The following is a 20,287-nucleotide window of genomic DNA, read 5'->3' as shown; positions in this document are numbered from 1 at the left end:
TCAGACCCCTAACATCTGGTTTATCTTGTCTTTGTTTTCGAGGGCGTACTGTCGATCGAAGGAGGCCACCACTTCGCCCTGATCAAGCACGTAGAACCGGTCCGAAACCTTCAGTGCAAAGTTGAAGTTTTGTTCAACCAGTACCACGGTCAGGCCTTTTGCCTTCAGTTCCAGCAGCGTCTGACCAATCTGCTTGATGATCACTGGCGCCAACCCTTCGGTAGGTTCATCCAGAAGCAGAACCCGGGCGCCGGAGTACAGTAGCCGGGCAATCGCGAGCATTTGTTGCTCACCACCGGAGAGCTTTGTGCCCATACTGTTCCCGCGTACTTTCAGTTTCGGAAAGAGTTGATAAATGGCGTCGAGCGACCAGGCCAGGTCGGTCACCCTGGGAGGAAGTGTCAGGTTTTCCCTTACCGTGAGGCTGGAAAAGATGCCTCGCTCCTCGGGGCAGTAACCAAGGCCTTTGCGGCCGATCCGGTAAGAGGGCAGGCGATCAATTGGCTCACCAAAAAAACGGATGTCACCCTGGCATCGATCGAGCAGGCCAGCGACGGCTTTAAGCGTGGTGGTTTTGCCTGCCCCATTACGTCCCAGCAGGGTGACCACTTCGTGTTCCTTGACGTTGAGTGATATATCCCTGAGTACGTCAATTTCGCCGTAACCGGCATTCAGTCTTGAGACATCAAGCACTACCTTACTCATCGTCGTCACCCGTGCCGAGATAGGCCTCCATGACCCGTGGATTGGAAGAAACCTCGTCGTAGTTGCCCTGACAAATGACCTGGCCGGCCTCAAGAACGGTAATGGTGTCTGACAAGTCGCGCACGACGTCGAGGTTATGCTCCACCATGACAATGGTTCGCCCACTCCGGATCTCCTGGATGAGGTCGGAGATGGTTGCGATATCTTCCCGTCCCATCCCTGCCATGGGCTCATCCAGCAGAAGCACGGATGGGTTCATGGCCAGGGTGGTCGCGATTTCCAGGGCTCGGCGCTTGCCATAAGAAAGGCTGCCGGAACGATCAGCCGCCTGTTGTTCCAGGCCAGTGCGATAAAGAAGGTCCATGGTTTCTTCACGATACTGATGAAGCGTTCGCCGGGGGCTCCAGAAATTAAACGACATGCCCTCACGTTTCTGGATAGCGATCTCCACGTTTTCCGCGCAGGTCAGGTCGGGAAAGATGGAGGAGATCTGGAACGAACGTATCATTCCCCGTTCGGCGACCTCGGCAGGCTTGAGGGAGGTGATGTCATGACCCCGATAGAAGATCTGGCCGCTGCTGGGTGCAAGAAACTTCGTGATCAGGTTGAAGCACGTGCTCTTGCCTGCACCATTCGGGCCGATCAGGGCATGGACGGCACCCTCTCGGACGTCGATATCCACCTCCGAGACCGCGCAAAAGCCATGAAAGTGCTTCGTCAACTTTCGCGTTGAAAGAATATAGTCAGTCATTTGTCGAACCAGTAGGCAGGTAGCGGAGGGGGCAATTGCCCCCTCGGTGGAAGCGTTTTACTGGATAAAGCTGCAGTTGCCCTGTTCGAGGGGACGGAAGGCTTCCTCGCCGGGAATGGTCTCAACCAGCTCAAACAGGTCCCATGGGTGGTTGGCGTCTCCGGGAGATTTGACCTTGACCAGGTACTGGTCATGAACCATGCGTCCATCCTCACGAATGTAACCCTCGGCGAACCAGTCGTTGACTGGCAGCTCCTTCATGGCCTTTGTTACATCGACACCGTTATCCGTTCCGGCTTTTTCTACTGCCTTGAGATAGTGCATGACGTAGGAATAAGCTCCCGCCTGTGCCATGGACGGCATGGCGTTCATGCGCTCGAAATAGCGCTCGGACCAGGCGGCACTTTCTTCACTCTTGTTCCAGTAGAAAGGTGAGATGAGCATGGTGCCGGCGGCGACTTCCGCACCGATACCCTTGATGTCAGGAATCATGACCAGTGGTGCAAACGAATTCTTGCCGGACTGCTGAAGGCCGAACTCCTTGGCTGTCTTGATCGCGTTGGCGGCATCGCCAGCGGCACTGGCAAACACGACAACATCGGCCTCCGACGACATCGCCTGCATGATATAGGAAGAGAAGTCGTTGGCACCCAGTGGGTGCTTGACCGAGCCAACGATTTCGCCACCGTTCTGTTTCACGAAATGGGCGATGGCGTCCTGCAGTTGCTGGCCGAAGGTATAGTCAACGGTAACGAAGTAGACTTTCTTGCCCAGGTTTTCTGTGATGGCCAGCGCTGATGCTTTCGCCATGGAATAGGTGTCATAGATGTAGTGAATACCGGTCGGAGAACAGTTCTCTCCGGTCAGGCGCGCTGTTGCAGCACCACCGCCAATGATGACCTTGCCTTTTTCCCGACCGATCTCCTGTACGGCGAGGGCAATCGAGGAATTGGGCAGGTCAACGATCGCGTCGACGCCTTCCCGGTCGAACCAGCGGTTGGCCACTGAGGTGCCAACGTCCGGCTTGTTCTGGTGGTCTGCCCCGATGACCTCGATGGGTGCGCCTAGGACTTCCCCGCCAAAGTCTTCGGCAGCCATCTTTGCGGCCTCCAGGGAACCGGGGCCGGCAGCGGGCGCGTAGACACCCGACATATCGTTGAGCACACCGATCCTGACGACGTTGTCTGATACTGTTTCGGCGGCGGCTGCCATACAAACACTGGTGGCAGCCAATGACATCCCTACGGTTCTTACTATGTTCTTGTAGTTCATGATCGTTACCTCGTTTCGATTATTGTTGTTGGCAAGTCGGCTTCGGGAAGAATTCTTCGGAAGAAGAAACGCCCCGTATTCACTTTGTCCCGATGAAACCGGGATTCCTGGTTACAGCAGGCTGTGATGATGCGGGCCCAGGCAGAACCGCACAGCAACAGGTAAAACGCCTCCAGAAAACCACAGAACTCGGCACTGACATCCGGGTCTTCGTTTTCCATCCGCTCGATGAGAATGGAGCCTGCGTTCTTGATCCTCCCATTCAGGTGGGTTAACGCATTGGCCTGGTCCGCGAAGCCTTCAACACGGCTCAGGCGCAATGCACTGACAGCGACCTCATCAAAAACACTTTCAAACTGGACAAACTGTTTCAGCAGTTTTCGCTGAACCAGGTCTCTGGCCTGAATCGCATTGGTGCCTTCGTAAATCGAGGCGATCCGAACGTCCCGAACCAGTTGTTCGATGCCGTTCTCGTGGATATAGCCATGGCCACCCAGGACCTGCATGCATTCATTGGCCACCGATGAGCCCAGCTCGGATAGCGCGTATTTCAGGACCGGCGTGTAGATTTCAAGGCGGGACTGGATCTCGAGGGCTTCATCCTCATTCCTGGCCAGATCCGCGAGGTCCAGCAGCAGGCTGGCGTCATAGGTCAGCACCCTGGCCGCGGTAATGCGGGCTTCCATGTCCCGGAAGCGGCGCTGGATGTCCGGGTGTTCAATGATGGGGTGTGGTGGCCGGGTGTTGGTTCCTTCGTGTACCGGTGCCTTGCCCTGTCGGCGCTCGCCAGCATAGGACAGGGCCTTGTCATAGGCTTCCTGCGCCGTCCCCAGGCCCTGCAGCCCCACGGATACCCGGGCTGCGTTCATCATGGTGAACATGCAACGGAGGCCTTCGCCCTCGTTGCCCACCAGCCAACCGACGGACTCGTCAAAGGCCAGGGCACAGGTGGGTGAGCCATGGATCCCCATCTTGTTTTCGATGCCCATGGTCTGAACCTGGTTCGACCTCTGGGCACTCTCGGCGCCGAGCCATTTTGGCACCAGGAACAGGCTGAGGCCTGCCAGGCCACTTCCGGGTTCGCCGGACCTGGCCAGCACCAGGTGGACAATGTTGTCCGTGAGGTTGTGGTCGCCCCAGGTGATGAAGATCTTGTTGCCCGAGATTTTCCAGTGGCCGTTATCAAGGTCCCGTCGGGCGACGGTCCGGATCAGACCCAGGTCCGTGCCGCAATGGGGCTCCGTCAGGCACATGGTGGCTGTCCATTTTCCGGAAACCACTTTCTCCAGATAGTGGGCCCGGAGTTCGTCCGAACCGTGGCGGCTGAGCGCCTTGTAAAAGCCGAAGTTCAGGTCATGCAGCAGGCCAAAAGCGAGGCTTTTGCCATTCAGCGTTTCGCGCAGGAAGGCGTGGCACAGGTGGGGCAGGCCTTCGCCCCCGAAATCAGGACTGCAGGCCAGGCCGTTCCAGCCATGGTGGCAGAAATCCCGGTAGAGCGACTGCATCGCCTCTGGCAGGCACACGGTTCCCTGGGTCAGGGTCGCACCCTCCTGGTCCAGGAGGGGGTTGATTGCTCCTATGGCGGGTGCCATATCAGTGTCGAAATGGCCGGCAATACCTAACAGGTCGGAGGGCTCTACCTGCTTTGCAGCGCAGACGCGCTCAAGGTTCGTCGAGTCCAGCACCTGCCTGACAATAAAGTCGCGCTCGGTTTGCGTGTTCATGGCCGGACCCTTACGCCTCGTCGGTTTTCAGGGAGTAGCCTTCGAACTTGCGACGCAGTTCCAGCTTGGACAGCTTGCCCGTTGCCGTGTGGGGCAGTTCGTCTACGAGGATTATTTCGTCAGGTATACACCACTTCGCCACTTGCCCCTCATAGACCGCCTTGATGTCTTCCGGGTCGGCGTCGGCGCCTTCCTTGAGCACGACACAGACCACCGGTCGCTCGCCCCACTTACTGTGCTTGATGGAGATACAGGCGGCCTCTGCCACTGCGGGGTGGCCCACGGCGACATTTTCCAGTTCGATGGAACTGATCCATTCACCACCGGACTTGATCACATCCTTGGTCCGGTCAGTGATGATCAGGTAGCCTTCCGGATCTATGGCCGCCACATCTCCGGTTTCGAACCAGCCGTCTTCGGTAAAGGAATCCGGCGAGGCATCCTTGTAATAACTGCCCACTACCCAGGGGCCCTTCACCTGGAGTGCACCGATCGCCTTGCCATCGTGGGGCTGTATGTTGCCGTCCTCGTCGACAATGCGCAGGTCTACACCAAACAGCGGGCGCCCTGCAGGGCCTGTATCTGGTAACGGTCCTCCGGCGACAGGTTGGCCTGGTGGCTCTTAAGGGCGCCCAGGGTGCCTACCGGGCTGAGCTCGGTCATGCCCCAGCCATGCATAACCCGCACGTCATACTTTTCTTCGAACTCCCGGATGATGGCCATGGGCGCTGCTGAGCCGCCAACCATCATTCGGTCGACTGAATCTATCGTGAGGTTATTCCGGTTGAGGTAATCGAGAAGCCCGAGCCACACTGTGGGGACGCCGGCCATCAGGGTCACCTGCTCCTCATTGAGCATGGTGTGAAGGTTGGGTCCGTCCAGAGCATAACCGGGCAGTACCAGCTTGGCGCCATTCATCAGGGCCGCATAGGGAATGCCCCAGGCGTTGGCATGGAACATGGGTACCACCGGCAGGATGCTGTCCTTCTGGCGCACGCACAGCCAGTCGCCGCCGCTGACGGAAAGGGCGTGTATCAGGGTAGAGCGATGGCTGAACAGGACACCCTTGGGGTTGCCGGTGGTACCGGAGGTGTAACAGAGGGCACTGGCCTGTTTTTCATCAAGTTCCGGCCAGTCGAAGCTTTCAGCTTCGTTGGCGATGAGGTCCTCGTATACCTCCACGCCCTGAGCATCTGCGGCTTCCGGTTTGGCGTCAGAGAGCACAATATAACGTTCTATGGACTCGAAAGTGTCTTTTAGCTCAGACACCTTGCCGTAGAACTGGGGATCGAAGAAAAGGAACTTGTCTGCGGCGTCATTGGCGATAAAGGTCAGCTGGTCGTCAAACAAGCGCGGGTTGATCGTGTGGCAGACTGCCCCGATGCAGGAAGCAGCGTAATAGATCTCCATGTGGCGGTGGTCGTTCCAGGCCAGTGTCCCGATACGATCATCGGACTGGACACCAGCCTTTACCAGGGCATTGGCCAGCTGGCATACCCGGCGATAGAACTGGTCATAGCGGAAGCGGTGAATCTTGTCGTCGGAGGTCTTTGATACGATTTGTGACCCCGCGTGGAACCGGTTTGCGTGCTGAAGGATCTTTGTGATTGTTAGCTGGTCTTGCATCATCTGGCCGTAAAGCATGGCAAGCTCCTGATTGTTATTGATGTTTTCTGATTATTCGAGCACAGGCCGCCGGGACCCCGTAACGGCCTGGTGCCAACCCTTGTTGTTTTTCTGATTCCAACTACACCGCTCAGACTAATATCCGGAGCATATCTCTATGCTAATTAAACGATCGGTTAGTCGGTATTCCGAGTGTTCAATGGATTCGAGGCTAGTTCAGTTTTTGACAAAAGGCAAGCCGTATGAACGGGCAAAGTTGCCCGTTTCTGTCTTGGGGAAGCGAGGTGTGTCAGGAAAGCACCGTCATGGTGCCCAGCTGCGTGTGCGACGGCAGAATGCGGGAGCACACACCCGGCAGCTCGACGCTGTCAGGTGTGCGGTTCTCGAAGGTGGGAATCGGCTTAGTAGGCTTTGTAGGGAAGGAACTTGCCGGACAGCACCACGTTAACGCGATCCCCATTGGGGTTTTCCTCGCGCTGGATGTCCATGTTGAAGTCGATGGCGCTCATGATGCCGTCGCCAAATTCCTCATGGATGAGTTCCTTGATGGTGCTGCCGTAGACATTGACCACTTCGTACCAGCGGTAGATCAGCGGGTCGGTGGGCACGGCTGTCGGCAGGGAACCCTTGTAGGGAACCACCTGCAGCCAGGCAATAGCCTCATCGGTCAGGCCGAAGATGTCGCCGACAATTTCGGCCTGCTTCTTGTCGAAGGTCATCTGGCCCAGGCACGCAGCGGTGGTCCATTCCTTGGAGAGGCCGATGGCATCGGCCACCTGGCTCCATTGAATGCCCTTGCTGACCTTGGCAGAGAGGATCATGTTGGTCACTTCTTCGCGGGTATGGATCATGATGTTCACCTTTGGTTGACGTCATTGTCGGGACTGGGACGGTGGCCCGGCCCGGTAAGATCAGGCGGCCTTGCTTTGCATGGGCTGGCCAAGGCTCAGTGTGGCGACGATGGTGTCGCCGACCCGTTGTTCCATCACCATGCTGTTGCCTTCCCGCTGGGTGATTGCCCAGCGGCCATTGGGTTTTGGCAGGCCGTGCAACACCAGCGGCAGCGACCGGGTTTTCAGGCGTACCACCGGTCGTCTGTGTTCATAGGCTGGTGCCTCAACACCCAACACCGCCGCCGCAATGGTGCGGGCCTGGTGCTGGATGGGTTCGATAAAGCGGCAGGGCTCACCGTTCAGGCTGATACAGTCGCCAAGGGCATGGATCCAGGGATCGCTGGAGCGCAACTCCTGGTTCACCTCAATGCCACCGTTGAATGCCAGCCCGGCCTGGCGGGCCAGCCGGTTGTCGGTTTTCAGGCCGGTGGCGGCGATCACCTGGTCCACGGCTAGGGTTTCACCGTTTGCCAGCAGAACGTTCTTGCCGTCACCGTCGGCGCGGACTGCCTTGACCTGGCTGTCGGGCCGGTAGTGAATGCCCAGTTCCGCCAGGCTTTCCTGGAGTGCCTGTCCGGCTTCCGGGGGAATCAGGCCACACAGGGGATGGCTCTGGCGGTCCAGCAGGGTGACCGTGTGGCCGGCGCGAGCCAGGTCTTCGGCCAGTTCGCAGCCCACCATCCCTGCGCCGACAATGGCCACCCGCCGGGGGCCGGTGGCCAGTTGTTGCTGTAATCCGCTCCAGCCGGCCAGGTCATTGATGCGCCAGCACAGTGATGGGGGCAACTCGTCAGGCAGGGCGGGTTTCGCGCCCTGGGCCAGCACCAGGCGGGTGTAGGCCACGGTGCCCCGGGTGGTGCGCACTTCCCGTCGCTCCGGGCTGATGCCCACCACGAAGGTGTCCGCCAACAGGCGAATCCCGAGTCGGTTTGCCGCATCGGCAGCGCTCTCCCGCACCAGGTCCCCAGGCTGCTGACCCCGGCTCAGGGCCACGGACAGCTCCGGTTTGTGGTAGCGGTCACCATGGCAGGCGCTGACCAGGGTGATGGGGGTCTCGGCGTCCAGGTGGCGGATCGCTTCCACGACTGACCACCCGGCAATGCCGGCACCCACCACCACAATGCCCGGCACCTTGCTGAAGGTGGTGATGCCCACCGGTGCGGCTGCGGTAATCTCCTGCTTTTCCAGCAGCTCGAAGTCGGACTTGGTGACACCGCACAGGGGGCATTCCCAGTCATCCGGAATGTCCTCAAATCGCGTGCCCGGGGGCAAGCCGCTGTCCGGGTCGCCTTCCGCCTCGTCGTAGATCAGGCCACAGGCGAGGCAGATATACTGGCGCCAGGGGCGTTCTTCCAGGTCGGTTTTACGGGTACTCATGCCGGAACCTCCTCTCGCATCAGTTTGTCCATCTCCCAGCGCAGGTGCTTGATGGCCGGTGTCACGATGGCTACGAAGTGGGCTTCACGGATCCGGCGCTGGGGGGCGGAATTCATCAGGTACCCGCGGGCGCCCTGGTGAAGCAGGGCGGACTGGGAGGCCTTCAGGGACAGCTCGGAACCGTGGGCTCTCAACTCCAGCACGTCGAGCAGGTAGTCCTTGCTGCCGTCATAGGGGGTTTCTGCAAGACGGGCTGCGCGTTTGGCCACCTCGTCAAATTCGGCCTGCAATTCGTCGGGGCGGTTATGCAGGTACTGATTCACGTGCCCCAACTGGTTCTCCACCGCACGGATGGAATCGATGGAGCCCTGGATGACACCGGCGGCGATGCCCACCTGCAACAGGATGAACGCACCGCGGATCTTCTGGATAAACGGCCGGGCCGGGTCTGCAATGATCTGGTCCTCGCTCACGAAGTAGTCGTCCAGGGGCACCGACCAGGTGCTGGTGCCTTCCATACCCGAGAACTCCGGGCAGGGTCGCAGGGGCACCCGGTCATCAATGTCCAGCAGGAACATAACTTCGTGGGAGCGGCTACCGTCGTCGCGATCCACGGCGGCAATGGCGCCACAGTACTGGCCCGGGCCAATATGGCTGACCCAGGGCAGGGTACCGCTGACCCGGTATCCGCCCGGTACCTTCTTCGCTTTCAGGGCCATTTTCTCGATGCCGGTCAGGGCCTTCATCGGATTGGACAGGGCAGTGCCCCCGAAGGTCTGGCCGGCAGCATGGCCCTGCAGTCGTTTCAGCAGCGCCGGGTTGCCGGACTGCTCCATGTAGAGTCCGCAGACATCGTGGCACCAGGTCATGAACCCGGTGGAGCCACAGTGACGGCTGATCTCCTGCATGCTCGACAGCGCCAGTCCGAAGCGACTACCGTGTTGGTCCAGGTGAGTGGCGAAGGCGCCGGCCTGGCCCAGGTCTGCCATGATGTCGGTCGGGTAATAACCTTCATGGTCGATGCGGTAGGCGTTGGGCGCCAGCTGCTCGCTGGCAACCCGGGCGACCTCAGCCTGCACCATGGCGTCATCGGCCCAGGGGCTTAACGGTGGGTTGGATACGGCGACGTTATTCATGGCAGTTCTCTCCTCTTGGTCCTCGCCTCTGTGTGGGCCGGTTCAGTCCATCAGGCTGATGCTGAACGGGATCGGGTTGCGCATGGTGTTGGCCACCGGGGAGAAGTAGTTGGCGTGCTGAACGATCTCGTCCAGCTGTTCCCGGGTGGCATCGCCTTCCACCAGCACCTTGACGCGGATTTCCTGGAAGCCCATCTGATCGGGCTTCATTTCCGCACCACCGGCACCCCAGGCCGCCGGGTTGCCGATATCCCCTTCCAGGAAGATCTCCAGTTTGCTGAGTTTGACCTGCTTCCAGGTGGCCACGGCGGTGATGCCGACGGCGAGGCAGCCACCCAGGCCGGACAGCACGATCTCGCCGGGTGCCGGCGCGGTGTCCTCACCGAACAGGTGCAGGGGCTCGTCCACCACCACTTCATGCTGATTGACGTGGCTGATGGTCCGGTACTGGCCCTCGGTAACCGTGTGGACCTTGTTGGTGCCGCGGGTGCCGGGGTTGTTGCGACCCTTCTCGGCGAAGGCCAGCAGACCCTCCCGGTCGATCGGACGCAGGTAGGTGGATACGGTTTCGGGTTTGGTAGGCGTTGCAGTGGTCATTGGCAATTCTCCAGTGGCTTTGATGACACCGCGCGGTCCGGGACGGGCCTCGCGGTAACCTGTTATGTCCAGAGCAGGAGCTGTGCCAGTTTCGCCATTTTTATTTTTTAGCGTTTAAAACAGATGCTTATGGTTTTCGGTGTGGCGGTAGAAAGGAGTGAGGCGGGAAGTGTCGGACATTGTCCTGATGACAATGTCCGACAATGTCGGTTGGTGGTCAGGGCGCATTGGTCAGTTCAAGCTTGTCCAGCCGGTAGCGGAATTGGCGCGCGCTCATGCCCAGTAATGCCGCAGCTCGCGTCTTGTTACCGCCGGTCTGTTGAAGGGCGTTCAGCAATTGTTCCTCTTCATCCTCCCGGACCCAACGATACGGACGGGAAGAGGCGGCAACAGGGGCTACAAGGCCCGGTTCCGTGATGCGGGTGGTGGCAGCAGGTTCCGCGGCGCGCGGGTAATTTGATACAGCCGCCTGGCCCGCCTCCAGGTGCTTGTTGATCACCGATTCCTGGCGCAGGATGCTCTCGATGTCGCTGACGCTGATGTTGCCGTCCAGCGCAATCAGCACCGCCCGCTTGATCACGTTTTCCAGCTGGCGGATATTGCCGGGCCAGTTGTAGCTCTCAAGTCGCTCCAACACCCCCCGGCCAAACAGGGTGTAGCGGCCGTACTCGCGATTGGCGCTGAGCAGGAAGTGCCGGGCCAGGATGCGAACATCGCCGTCCCGTTCCCGCAGCGGTGGCAGGTGGACCGGAAACACATTCAGTCGATAGAAGAGGTCCAGGCGGAAGGTGCCCTGGTTGACAGCCTCCTGCAGGTTCTTGTGGGTTGCGGTGACAATGCGCACATCCACCGGTACATCCCGGGTACCACCGACCCGCTGGATAACCTGGCCTTCCAGCACCCGCAGCAGCTTCGACTGCAGTTCCATGTTCAGGTCACCGATCTCGTCCAGGAACAGGGTGCCACCGTTGGCCAGTTCGATCTTGCCCGGCTTGGTGGCGGTCGCGCCGGTGAAGGCGCCTTTCTCATGACCGAACAGCTCGGACTCCAGCAGTTGCTCTGGAATGGCGGCGCAGTTAATGGCCAGGAAGGGCTGGTCACAGCGTTTGCTGTTGAGGTGGAGAATCTGGGAGAACCGCTCCTTGCCGGTACCGGACTCGCCGGTCAGCAGCACCGTGACGGGGGTATCGGCTACCCGGGTAATCTGCAGCAGGGCATCCTTGACGGCGGCGCTTTCCCCCAGGATGCCGTGGTTGTTCTGTTGCTGCTCCAGGGCCACCTTCAGCTCCTGGTTTTCTTCCCGCAGGTGGCTGGTGCGCTCTTCGATCAGGGTGTTGATCTTGATGATCTGGGCAATAAACGTGGCCAGGATGCGCAGGATCACCAGGTCGGCATTGATGGCCCTGGGTCGCATGCGTAAGCGGTGTGCCGCCAGTACACCCACGGTCAGGTTGCCCTCCATGATGGGCACCGCCAGGTAGGAGACAATGCCTTCAGGCAGGGTCGCCCGGTCCACGGTCCGGAACAGGAAGCCGGGCTCCTGGTCTACGTCCTGCACCACCGCCTGCTGTCCGGTTTTCATGACCTTGCCGGTGACCCCTTCCTCGAAACTGTAGAGGCCCCGTTTACGCTCCTGGTCGGTCAGTCCGTAGCTGTAGCGAATGGCCAGCAGGCCGTCCTCATCCGAGGGTAGCAGCACCCGGCCCCGGTTGAGACCCAGCATCTGGGACATCAGGCGCAAGGTACCGGTGATGGCCACCCCGGGGGTGGCGGACTGACCGATCAGCCGGGCGGCTTCCTGCACCACGGTGAGGTCGGCAGCGCCGGTGTCAATGGGTGCGTTGGTGGTCACGGACGAAATCGGCTGCGTGTCCATGGTGTTCATTCTCCTGGCTGGGCAACGACAAAAGCCCGCTCAGGGAGCAGGCTTGTTGCAGGTACGGGAATCCGGGCACTGGTTATTCGACATGCCAGTTGAAGCGCTTTATGAGCAGGCCGCAGATGGTATCCAGCCCGTAGCCTATGAGGCCGATGACAAGGACAATCGCTGCCAGTGTGTCGTAGGCCAGGGTGTCCCGGGCATCATTGATGGCGTACCCCAAGCCGCTGGTCACCCCCAGGTATTCCGCGGGCACCAGCACCACCCAGGCCACGCCCACGGCAAGCCGGATACCGGCCATGACATCGGTCATGATGGCTGGAAGGATGATCCGTCGCAGCATCTGCGGGCCGGAGGCGCCGAGGTTCTTCGCCACCTTGAACCAGTTCGGGTCGATGCGGCGAACGCCGTGTGCGGTGGAGAACATGATCGGCCATACGGTGGCCATCACCAGAAGGAAGATGATGGCAGCGTCCCAGGTGGCAAAGGCCAGCACCGCAATCGGCATCCAGGCCAGGGGGCTGATCATGCGCAGGAACTGGAACGGCACGTTGGCGATCTTCATCGCGGTGCCCACGTAGCCGATCAGGACGCCTACGGGGACGCCGATAACCACGCCCCAGAACAGGCCGATCAGGACCCGGTAAAGGCTTGAGACGATGGTGGGCCAGATGTCACCACTGGCCACCAGGTCGTAGAGGGCGCTGAAGGTAGGCGCCGGGGCGAAGTTGGCGAAGGCCCACATGTCCGGGTCATTGGCGACTACGTAGCCCCCCAGCCACCACAGGGCGAGGAGCGTTGTAATGCCAATGGCCGGGTAGCAAAGGGCCGCCAGCCAGCTGATGACAGGGGCGAGGTTGACCTGCGCCCCGTTGGCACCGCTGAGTGCCTGTGTTGTCTGAGTACTCATAGCTTGATGGCCTCCTCCCGTTCGAACGGGTTATCGGCGTTAAACCCGGGGCCTTGCTGCCAGCCGGTGTGTTTCTCCATGGCGGCTTTCACAAAGCGGTAATCCACCAGGTCATCGGCAACAAAGTCCGCGTCCAGGTCTTGCAGGAAGGTGGTATCGCCACCCACCAGTGTGTTTTTCAGTTCATTAACGATCAGCCGGGTGGCGGAGGGGTAAGGCCAGGGCTGGAAGTCGATCCGTCCGCTGCCCCATTGCGGGTTCTGGATGGCGTCCGGTGTGGCGTAGCTGTCCTCGTCGTAAAGGGTCATGGCCCGTTCGACAATGTCAGCTTTCATGGGCAGGTAGCCCTTGCCATCCTTCGACAGCATGCGGGCCACTTCCGCCTTGTTCTGCTGCGAGTAGATCTGCGCCCGGACGATGGCGTTCATCACTTTCTGACTCCACTCCGGGTTGGCGTTCACCTGGTTCTCATTCATGCAGACTACGCAGCAGGGGTGGTTTTTCCACATGTCGCCGGTGAAGCGCAGCATCTTGCCACCGGCCAGCATCTCGCCAACGGCGTTGAAGGGCTCAGCCACGATAAACGCGTCGATCTTGCGCGCGGCCAGGGCCGGGGGCATGTCCGGTGGGGGCATGATCTGCAGGTTGACTTCGTTGGGTGCCAGCGTGTCCCCCTGGGATTTAATCACTGGCGTCAGGCCAGCGTGGCGCAGGCCCATCTGCAGCACAATGTTGTGCATGGAGTACCAGTAAGGCACGGCGATCTGCTTGCCACCCAGTTCGGCAAAGGTCTCCACATTCGTGTGTCGACCCACCACCAGCCCGGAGCCGTTCAGGTGGGCCCAGGCCATGATCTTGACCGGGAAACCGTTGTTGTAGCGCATCCAGACGGGGATCGGCTTGAGCAGGTGCACCAGGTTGAACTTGGCGGCGGCAAAGCCTTCCACCAGCGGTGACCAGCCCCGGATCAGGGTCGGCGGCTCGGTTTTCAGGCCTTCATCCTCGAAATAGCCCATGGCATGGGCGACCAGCAGAACCGTGGCGTCGGTAATCGGCAGGTAACCGATACGCACCACTTCGTCCTCAGGCGCCTGCATGCTGCCCCAGGCGGAGGCGCTGGCGGTCAGGCCGAACCCGGCCGCCAGGCCGCCGGCGGCCATACTGTCCAGCAGGAAGTCACGCCGGCTCATCTCGTGTTTTTGCAGATAGGCCAGCTCATCGGCGGGGATATTGCTTTGCTTGCTTCTTGGCTTCTTCATGGTCAGGACCTCAATGATTCAGGCAGAGTCTCAGGCGGCGTTTTCGGCGTCGTCATCGGTGGTTTCAGTGATGGCCTTGCGGCCGGCCAGTCCGTCATCGGTATCCTTGAACTGGGTCATCAGCTGGTCGCGCAGGGACTGGAAGCCCGCGTCCATGTGGCGGCGGGGCCAGGGTAATTCCACATCCAGCTCGCCCACGATGCGGCCGGGGTTCTGGGACATGATCATGACGCGATCCGCCATGGCGATGGCCTCATCGATGTCGTGGGTAACGATGACCATGGTGATGTCCAGGTCGCGGCAGATAGCGGGAACCTCTTCCTGCAGGGCGGTGCGAGTGAAGGCGTCCAGTGCGGAAAAGGGCTCGTCCAGCAGCAGGATTTCCGGATCGGTTGCCAGCGAGCGTGCCAGTGCAACGCGCTGTTGCTGTCCCCCGGAGAGGCTCTGCACATTGACGTCCCGCTTGTCATGGAGGCCCAGCATCTCCAGCAGTTCGTCCACCCGGCTGAAGGCTTCGGTCTTGGCCATGCCGGAGAAAAGCAGACCAAGCGCCGCGTTCTCCCGCACGCTCATCCACGGGTAGAGCGAGGCCTTCTGGAACATCATGTTCCACTTGGCGCTGGGCCGGGAAACCTGGTGGCCGTTGACGCGGACACAGCCTTCGGAGGGAATCAGCAGGCCAGCCAGCATGTGCAGCAGGGTGGACTTGCCACAGCCACTGCGGCCAATCAGCGCGACCATCTCACCGGGTTCGATCCGGTTTTCGATCTTCTCCAGGGTTGGTGCTGCCCCGCGGCTGAAACGGTGGGTGATGTAGTCGAGGGAAATCGTGGCGCCCATAGTGATGCTCCGGTCAGGTATCTGGTCCGGTATCAGCAGGTTGTATGCCACATCAAGAAAGTAATGGTTATACAGCGGGTTGGCTGAAATAGTGAGGCTTTGTCAGGCATTGTCACCACCGGACAATGTCCGACAATGGCGCACTATGGGAAATGTGCACCGGGGCCGGGCGTGGACCAAGTAGCCAGACGGGATACCAGCTCTCAGATAACGTTCGCCACTCCGAACGGAATATGCACCATCGGGATATTGCCCCCGGCGGATTGGAGGTGGCTTTGCTGGTCGTCGAAGAACATGTGGGGGCGCAGCACGCTCAGGATCCGGTCCTTGGTCATGCCGCCGAGGAAGAACACCTCGTTGGCGTCGACGCCCCAGTGTTCCAGGGTGGTGATGACCCGCTCGTGGGCCGGGGCGCTGCGGGCGGTGACGATGGCGGTACGCAGGATGCGCTGGTAGTCCGGGTCAGCGTTGCTGGCCTCGTCTTCCAGTTGCTGCAGCAGGGACAGCTTGCGGAACAGGTCGGCCAGCGGGCCCGGGCTGTGGGGGACGTCGGCCCGGGAGGTTTCATGCTCGTGGAAGGCTTCCAGTTCCTGGCTCTTGTAGACCCGCTCCGAGGCGTCGTCTGCGATGACTCCGTCGAAGTCGAAGGCAATCCTCAGCTCCACGTCGTCTTCCTCATCCACCACATGGGAGGGCAGCACTGTCCCTGCCGGGTATTCATAGGCGATCGCCTTCTGCACATCCTGTTCGTTGGACGACAGGAACAGTGAGGCATTAAAGGCAGGAATATAGGGGTAGGGCGACTTGCCCTCCAGAAAGGCCGCCCGGCTGATATCCAGGCCGTGGTGGGCGATGGAGCGGAACACCCGCTTGCCGGTAATGGCAGAATTGCGGGACAGCAGCACCACCTCCACCGGGCTTTTTTCCGGGAAGCGCTTGTTGATATTCAGAAACCGGCGCACAAACGGAAACGCCACACCCTTCTCCAGCGGCTGGTCCAGGTGCGCCTCCTGGTAATCGCGGTAGGCGACGGCGCCTTCCTCCTGGAACACCCGGTCCGACTCGGTCAGGTCAAACAGCGCACTGGAGGCGACGGCGATGACCAGTTTCTGTTCAATGGGGAAGGGCATGGGGTTACTCCTTGAGTGCCAGGATTCGCCGGGCCCCGGAAAGTACGATCAGCCCCACAATGGTCCCGATCACCAGGTCCGGGTAGTTGGAACCAGTCCAGGCCACCAGGGCACCGGCGAGGATAACGCCCAGGTTGATGACCACGTCATTGGCGGAGAATATCCAGCTGGCCTTCATATGGGCGCCGCCTTCCCGGTGCCTGGATATCAGCAGCAGGCAGGCGGTATTGGCGATCAGCGCCAGGAGGGCGATGGCCATCATCATGCCGGATTCCGGCTCGCTACCGAAAACAAAACGCCTGCCCACTTCCACCAGCACGCCGATGGCCAGTATCAGCTGAAGCACACCGGCCACCCGGGCTGCCCGCACCTGCATCCGCACACCGTGACCGACCGCATAGAGGGCAAGGCCATACACCGCTGCATCCGCAAACATGTCCAGCGAATCGGCAATCAGCCCGGCGGACTGGGCGATAATGCCTGTGGTCATCTCCACCAGGAACATCAGGCCATTGATAGCCAGCAGTATCCAGAGCGTACCGGACTCTTCCGCTTCTGTGGCGCTGGTGGCCTGGCGGGCGTTTGCGTCCGCCTTGCGCGTTTCACTGAGTTTGGCGCCTAGCCCCAGGGGTGTCAGCTTGTTGGTAATCGGCTCGGCACCGTCGTCGTGAAGTACCTCCAGGGTGCGCCCGCCCAGATCAAACGACAGCCCCCGGATGTTGTCGAGACCACCCAGCGCCATGCGGATCATCCGCTCTTCCGACGGGCAGTCCATTTTGGGGATTGAGTACTTGCTGACCCATTCGCCAGCGCCCGTAGTGACGTGCTGTGATGGTGCCTCTGGGCTGTCGCAACTGCATGGGGTGCGGCAGGAATCACTCATGGAGAACTCCGGACGTTGCATTGGGCTATCGCTGACCTGGGAGCTGATGGGGCTCGTCGATCAAGGATTTCTGGCGGTCTCTTGTTGATGAACCTATTGTGTCGTGATCCAGTGAGCGGCAGCAAGGGCACTATCGCTCGTGGTCAGCAACAACTCGCGCCTCGGATTTTTGGTCAACAGTTTGTGATTTGACGACGAATTGTGTCGCAACGGGTAACCAGAATACCCTTGTAAGTCGCGGGCGGTGCGAACTCACGAAACAGAGTTGTTAAACCTATGGCAGTGACCGAACCAAAGAAAAATCACTACTCAGATACCTTTGATGAAGGCTTCAGCACGGTGCCTCATTACCTGGCCTATCCCCGAATGCGCCCTTTCGTTGGTTGTCGGTATGCTGGGGCCAAAGCTCGAATCCTGTTGGTTGGAGAGAGTCACTATCTGCCGAAGAACCAAACCCTGCACCTCGACGCACAGCGCTGGTATCAGGGGCAGGAAGGCGACTTCAGGCCCGGCCAAGGACTGGGCTGGATTCACACCAGAGAAATCCTGAACAAGAGTACCGGCGAGTGGCGAAAGCAGGGCCATGCCATTTATCGCAATCTTGATAGAGCATTATACGAGGCGGGTTTTCAGAGCGGCGATTCTGCATTGGAGCACATAGCATTCATGAACGGCTTCCAGCGCCCGGCCAGAGAGCGGCTGTCTCTGGAAGTTGCGCCTGAAGACATCGAAGTGGGACGGGAAACCCTTGCGGCGGTGATAGACATACTTCGGCCCGATGGCGTCATCTTTGTGTCCCGTAAGGCCGCCCGTCACCTGTCCGGGGAACTGAAGGTGCCTCACGGCTCGGTTCCGCACCCCGCATCTGCCTGGTGGAACCGTGCTTCCAGGCGAGGCACCGGCAAAACCAGTTTATTCAGCAAGTGTCCCGGATTTGTTCCGGTAAGGCGGGCTCATGAACTTTGATCCGGATTTTGACCAAAAGCAGCTTGACCTACTGGCAAGCCAGTATCTGCAGGACACCACGGTGAATGGCAAGGTGATCTTCTTCAGCGACAAGGAGAACCGCATCAGCCACGCGACCTGGAGGTTTAATGATGCCGACCATGCCACTTTGCGGGAGATGGGGTTAAAGTTTGCACTGATGGACGTACTGGACAACCTGATTGCCTACAGGGTTCGGGAAGAGCAGCCGAACGCTGGTCAGGGTGTGGTATCGATCAGCGACGGCATAATGACCCTCCGATGGACTTCACTGGAAGTCGCTGAGGCATTGAGGGAACAGGACTGACAATCAATGCGCCCCATGAAACTCGTCTGCATCTCCGACACCCACAGCATGCACCGCCGCATACCCGAGATTCCGGATGGTGATGTATTGATCCACGCCGGCGACTGCCTGGGTGCCGGCACGCTGGAGGATGTGGCCGACCTGAACGACTGGCTGGGGACGCTGCCCCATCGACACAAGATCGTCATTGCGGGCAACCACGACTGGATCTTCCAGGAAGCGCCGGACCATGCCCGGGAATTGCTCACCAATGCCACCTACCTGGAAGACAGTGGTATCGAGATTGAAGGCGTGCGCTTCTGGGGCTCGCCCTGGTCACCCACCTTTATGGACTGGGCGTTCATGCAAGACCGGGGTGAGCCCATTGACCGTTACTGGCAGCGCATCCCGGCCAATACCAATGTGCTGATTACCCACACCCCGCCCAATGGTATCGGGGACGAGGTAGACACCGGGCTGCGTTATGAAAGCGTTGGCTGCGAGGATCTGTTGGTGAGGGTCCGCCAGGTGAAGCCGCAGGTTCATATCTACGGCCATATCCATGAAGGTTACGGCGAGCATGCCCGCTGGGACACAAGGTTTATCAATGCCAGCACCTGTGATGAGCGGTATCGACCGATTAATCCACCGATGGTTGTAGAGCTGGGGATGGGAGCGCTCGAAGCAGAAACCTCAGACTGAGCATCGAAGTATGGGACACTCGGAGGTAAGTGGCATGGCTCTCATGTCGCGGATTCCGGCATAGCGAACCCTCAAGAACTTTGTTAATTTTCCAGTTCAACAGGAAGTTGTCCGTTATTAACCGATACCCTCAGGGACGAACCATGCCTTCATCCATCTACTACCCGAACCGCGCCTGCTCATCCCGTGACATCGCTAGCATGTCCTGTCCATCTGATCTGTCGCCTGAAGATTTCGAGCGGCGCCTTCTGGCAGCAAATGGTCGGCGACCAACACCAATAATCTGTGCGCACCGCACAAACCGCTCCTGCTGCCCTCTGCCAGGCAGAACGATTCAGTGGATATCAGCCAGGTTCTGTCATGCACGCCGGAGCAACAACACACGCTGTCACACCTGAGCCATTACGCTGGCGGCGCTGCCGTAATGGGCATGGCGGATTTTCTGTGGGACACCAGGCTGCCTGACGTTATGGGTGACCTGAATACCTTTGGCGGTAACGGCATGGGTGCCGCGGTGGCCCAGTCCAACAAAGTGTTGGACGCCATCAACCGCTACGATATCGCGAACAAACGGTTTGAGGACCTGAAGAATCACCGCGCTGCACCAAGAATGGTGAACGCTGCAAAGCTACGGGCAGACGCTGCGTTCCGGGAAATGAACCAGGTTCTCTACAGCCGTTCACTGAACTACCTGAATAACAATGCGTTTCGCATGCGTCAGACCACTAACGCCACCGGCCGGCCAGTATGGGAATCCATACCGGTCCGCGACACAGCTGACGTACAGAAGCTGGCAAGGTTCGCGAAGGTGGGCCGGGTAGCAGGCCCCGGTTTTATTCTGCTGGATGGCTACCTGCGAGCAAACAGCGTTCACCACGCCTGGAAAAATCGCGATCCGACCTGGAAGCGTGAGGCCGTTGTCCAGAGTGGGGCGTTTGCAGGTGGTATTGTTGCCGGTGTATTAATCGGCGCAGTTGTAGCAATAACGCCTATTGGGCTGGTCATCGGGGTGGTTGCTGGTGGCGCAGCAGCGGTTGGTGCCGACTATATTGTTAAAGGATTCCTCGGCAATTTATATGACTGGGTGACCGAATGAGTGTCCCGCTCGGAGTCTTGATTTCGCTAGTCGGGATCGCAGGAATGTTGGCGGCCTTTATCGGACTGGTTATCCTCCGCCTGACGCTGACCCGCCGTTTGAACTCCAGGTTCAGAACCAGGCACAACGACTGGACTGCTGGAACGACAGACCTCGGTTTCGTTAACACGGCGCTGTTTGCCTGGGCTTGCGCGATACCTTCCATCCAGCAACTGCCACGGTTTCAGTTGCTGTTTA

At 59.7% G+C, this 20,287-nt stretch carries 20 protein-coding genes; 4 read left to right on the top strand and 16 right to left on the bottom strand.

The window, feature by feature from the left end:
• From LJ360_RS13320 to LJ360_RS13240, 16 genes are all read right to left on the bottom strand, one after another.
• Complete coding sequence (locus tag LJ360_RS13320) at window positions 1-705, bottom strand: ABC transporter ATP-binding protein (RefSeq protein ID WP_264994232.1); 705 nt, start codon at window positions 703-705, stop codon at window positions 1-3.
• Window positions 698-1,456, bottom strand: coding sequence for an ABC transporter ATP-binding protein (locus LJ360_RS13315; protein WP_264994231.1), 759 nt, complete (start codon window positions 1,454-1,456; stop codon window positions 698-700). Before LJ360_RS13315 ends, LJ360_RS13320 begins: the two co-directional genes overlap by 8 nt.
• Window positions 1,457-1,513: 57 nt before the next feature.
• Entirely contained in the window at window positions 1,514-2,728 is a 1,215-nt protein-coding gene (locus LJ360_RS13310) for an ABC transporter substrate-binding protein (protein WP_264994230.1), read from the bottom strand.
• 5 nt (window positions 2,729-2,733) lie between these two features.
• Entirely contained in the window at window positions 2,734-4,452 is a 1,719-nt protein-coding gene (locus LJ360_RS13305) for an acyl-CoA dehydrogenase (protein WP_264994229.1), read from the bottom strand.
• A gap of 10 nt (window positions 4,453-4,462) precedes the next feature.
• Window positions 4,463-4,930, bottom strand: coding sequence for an AMP-binding enzyme (locus LJ360_RS13300; protein WP_413774366.1), 468 nt, complete (start codon window positions 4,928-4,930; stop codon window positions 4,463-4,465).
• A gap of 68 nt (window positions 4,931-4,998) precedes the next feature.
• A complete protein-coding gene (locus tag LJ360_RS13295) occupies window positions 4,999-6,096 on the bottom strand; it encodes an AMP-binding protein (protein WP_264994228.1) in 1,098 nt (365 codons plus the stop codon).
• A gap of 383 nt (window positions 6,097-6,479) precedes the next feature.
• Window positions 6,480-6,929 (bottom strand): cyanase, encoded by a 450-nt coding sequence (cynS, locus tag LJ360_RS13290; protein WP_264994227.1) that lies wholly within the window; start codon window positions 6,927-6,929, stop codon window positions 6,480-6,482.
• A 60-nt stretch (window positions 6,930-6,989) separates the two neighbouring features.
• Window positions 6,990-8,348, bottom strand: coding sequence for an FAD-dependent oxidoreductase (locus tag LJ360_RS13285; protein WP_320108767.1), 1,359 nt, complete (start codon window positions 8,346-8,348; stop codon window positions 6,990-6,992).
• Window positions 8,345-9,484, bottom strand: a complete 1,140-nt coding sequence (locus LJ360_RS13275) for an acyl-CoA dehydrogenase family protein (RefSeq protein WP_264994226.1) — start codon at window positions 9,482-9,484, stop codon at window positions 8,345-8,347. The genes LJ360_RS13285 and LJ360_RS13275 overlap by 4 nt, the downstream gene beginning before the upstream one ends.
• 42 nt (window positions 9,485-9,526) lie before the next feature.
• On the bottom strand, window positions 9,527-10,081 hold the full coding sequence (locus LJ360_RS13270; RefSeq protein ID WP_248231428.1) for an OsmC family protein: 555 nt from the start codon (window positions 10,079-10,081) through the stop codon (window positions 9,527-9,529).
• Between the two features lie 217 nt (window positions 10,082-10,298).
• Entirely contained in the window at window positions 10,299-11,957 is a 1,659-nt protein-coding gene (locus LJ360_RS13265; protein ID WP_264994225.1) for a sigma 54-interacting transcriptional regulator, read from the bottom strand.
• Between the two features lie 82 nt (window positions 11,958-12,039).
• A complete protein-coding gene (locus tag LJ360_RS13260; RefSeq protein ID WP_264994224.1) occupies window positions 12,040-12,870 on the bottom strand; it encodes an ABC transporter permease in 831 nt (276 codons plus the stop codon).
• Complete coding sequence (locus tag LJ360_RS13255; protein ID WP_264994223.1) at window positions 12,867-14,129, bottom strand: ABC transporter substrate-binding protein; 1,263 nt, start codon at window positions 14,127-14,129, stop codon at window positions 12,867-12,869. The genes LJ360_RS13260 and LJ360_RS13255 overlap by 4 nt, the downstream gene beginning before the upstream one ends.
• Before the next feature lie 30 nt (window positions 14,130-14,159).
• Entirely contained in the window at window positions 14,160-14,969 is an 810-nt protein-coding gene (locus LJ360_RS13250) for an ABC transporter ATP-binding protein (protein WP_091848631.1), read from the bottom strand.
• A gap of 203 nt (window positions 14,970-15,172) precedes the next feature.
• Window positions 15,173-16,099: a 5'-nucleotidase gene (locus LJ360_RS13245; RefSeq protein WP_264994222.1), complete on the bottom strand. Its 927-nt coding sequence runs from the start codon at window positions 16,097-16,099 to the stop codon at window positions 15,173-15,175.
• A 4-nt stretch (window positions 16,100-16,103) separates the two neighbouring features.
• Window positions 16,104-16,982 (bottom strand): cation transporter, encoded by an 879-nt coding sequence (locus tag LJ360_RS13240; protein ID WP_413774365.1) that lies wholly within the window; start codon window positions 16,980-16,982, stop codon window positions 16,104-16,106.
• A gap of 276 nt (window positions 16,983-17,258) precedes the next feature.
• On the opposite strand from LJ360_RS13240, the gene LJ360_RS13235 reads away from it, so the two are divergent.
• From LJ360_RS13235 to LJ360_RS13220, 4 genes are all read left to right on the top strand, one after another.
• Window positions 17,259-17,948: a uracil-DNA glycosylase family protein gene (locus tag LJ360_RS13235; RefSeq protein ID WP_264994221.1), complete on the top strand. Its 690-nt coding sequence runs from the start codon at window positions 17,259-17,261 to the stop codon at window positions 17,946-17,948.
• Entirely contained in the window at window positions 17,938-18,273 is a 336-nt protein-coding gene (locus LJ360_RS13230) for a hypothetical protein (protein ID WP_264994220.1), read from the top strand. The genes LJ360_RS13235 and LJ360_RS13230 overlap by 11 nt, the downstream gene beginning before the upstream one ends.
• 15 nt (window positions 18,274-18,288) lie before the next feature.
• Window positions 18,289-18,954, top strand: a complete 666-nt coding sequence (locus LJ360_RS13225) for a metallophosphatase domain-containing protein (RefSeq protein ID WP_264996042.1) — start codon at window positions 18,289-18,291, stop codon at window positions 18,952-18,954.
• Between the two features lie 337 nt (window positions 18,955-19,291).
• On the top strand, window positions 19,292-20,050 hold the full coding sequence (locus LJ360_RS13220; RefSeq protein ID WP_264994219.1) for a hypothetical protein: 759 nt from the start codon (window positions 19,292-19,294) through the stop codon (window positions 20,048-20,050).
• The last annotated feature ends 237 nt before the right edge of the window (window positions 20,051-20,287 follow it).

The organism is Marinobacter sp. AN1 (genome assembly GCF_026013985.1).
Taxonomy (GTDB): Bacteria; Pseudomonadota; Gammaproteobacteria; order Pseudomonadales; family Oleiphilaceae; genus Marinobacter; species Marinobacter segnicrescens.
This window is presented reverse-complemented; position numbering and strand designations above follow the sequence as displayed.

Excerpts from the sequence above, each read along its gene's own strand:
- LJ360_RS13320 (WP_264994232.1), bottom strand. The coding sequence starts at position 705 with ATGAGTAAGGTAGTGCTTGATGTCTCAAGACTGAATGCCGGTTACGGC.
- LJ360_RS13315 (WP_264994231.1), bottom strand. The coding sequence starts at position 1,456 with ATGACTGACTATATTCTTTCAACGCGAAAGTTGACGAAGCACTTTCAT.
- LJ360_RS13310 (WP_264994230.1), bottom strand. The coding sequence starts at position 2,728 with ATGAACTACAAGAACATAGTAAGAACCGTAGGGATGTCATTGGCTGCC.
- LJ360_RS13305 (WP_264994229.1), bottom strand. The coding sequence starts at position 4,452 with ATGAACACGCAAACCGAGCGCGACTTTATTGTCAGGCAGGTGCTGGAC.
- LJ360_RS13295 (WP_264994228.1), bottom strand. The coding sequence starts at position 6,096 with ATGCTTTACGGCCAGATGATGCAAGACCAGCTAACAATCACAAAGATC.
- cynS (WP_264994227.1), bottom strand. The coding sequence starts at position 6,929 with ATGATCCATACCCGCGAAGAAGTGACCAACATGATCCTCTCTGCCAAG.
- LJ360_RS13285 (WP_320108767.1), bottom strand. The coding sequence starts at position 8,348 with ATGAGTACCCGTAAAACCGACCTGGAAGAACGCCCCTGGCGCCAGTAT.
- LJ360_RS13275 (WP_264994226.1), bottom strand. The coding sequence starts at position 9,484 with ATGAATAACGTCGCCGTATCCAACCCACCGTTAAGCCCCTGGGCCGAT.
- LJ360_RS13270 (WP_248231428.1), bottom strand. The coding sequence starts at position 10,081 with ATGACCACTGCAACGCCTACCAAACCCGAAACCGTATCCACCTACCTG.
- LJ360_RS13265 (WP_264994225.1), bottom strand. The coding sequence starts at position 11,957 with ATGGACACGCAGCCGATTTCGTCCGTGACCACCAACGCACCCATTGAC.
- LJ360_RS13260 (WP_264994224.1), bottom strand. The coding sequence starts at position 12,870 with ATGAGTACTCAGACAACACAGGCACTCAGCGGTGCCAACGGGGCGCAG.
- LJ360_RS13255 (WP_264994223.1), bottom strand. The coding sequence starts at position 14,129 with ATGAAGAAGCCAAGAAGCAAGCAAAGCAATATCCCCGCCGATGAGCTG.
- LJ360_RS13250 (WP_091848631.1), bottom strand. The coding sequence starts at position 14,969 with ATGGGCGCCACGATTTCCCTCGACTACATCACCCACCGTTTCAGCCGC.
- LJ360_RS13245 (WP_264994222.1), bottom strand. The coding sequence starts at position 16,099 with ATGCCCTTCCCCATTGAACAGAAACTGGTCATCGCCGTCGCCTCCAGT.
- LJ360_RS13240 (WP_413774365.1), bottom strand. The coding sequence starts at position 16,982 with ATGAGTGATTCCTGCCGCACCCCATGCAGTTGCGACAGCCCAGAGGCA.
- LJ360_RS13235 (WP_264994221.1), top strand. The coding sequence starts at position 17,259 with ATGGCAGTGACCGAACCAAAGAAAAATCACTACTCAGATACCTTTGAT.
- LJ360_RS13230 (WP_264994220.1), top strand. The coding sequence starts at position 17,938 with ATGAACTTTGATCCGGATTTTGACCAAAAGCAGCTTGACCTACTGGCA.
- LJ360_RS13225 (WP_264996042.1), top strand. The coding sequence starts at position 18,289 with ATGAAACTCGTCTGCATCTCCGACACCCACAGCATGCACCGCCGCATA.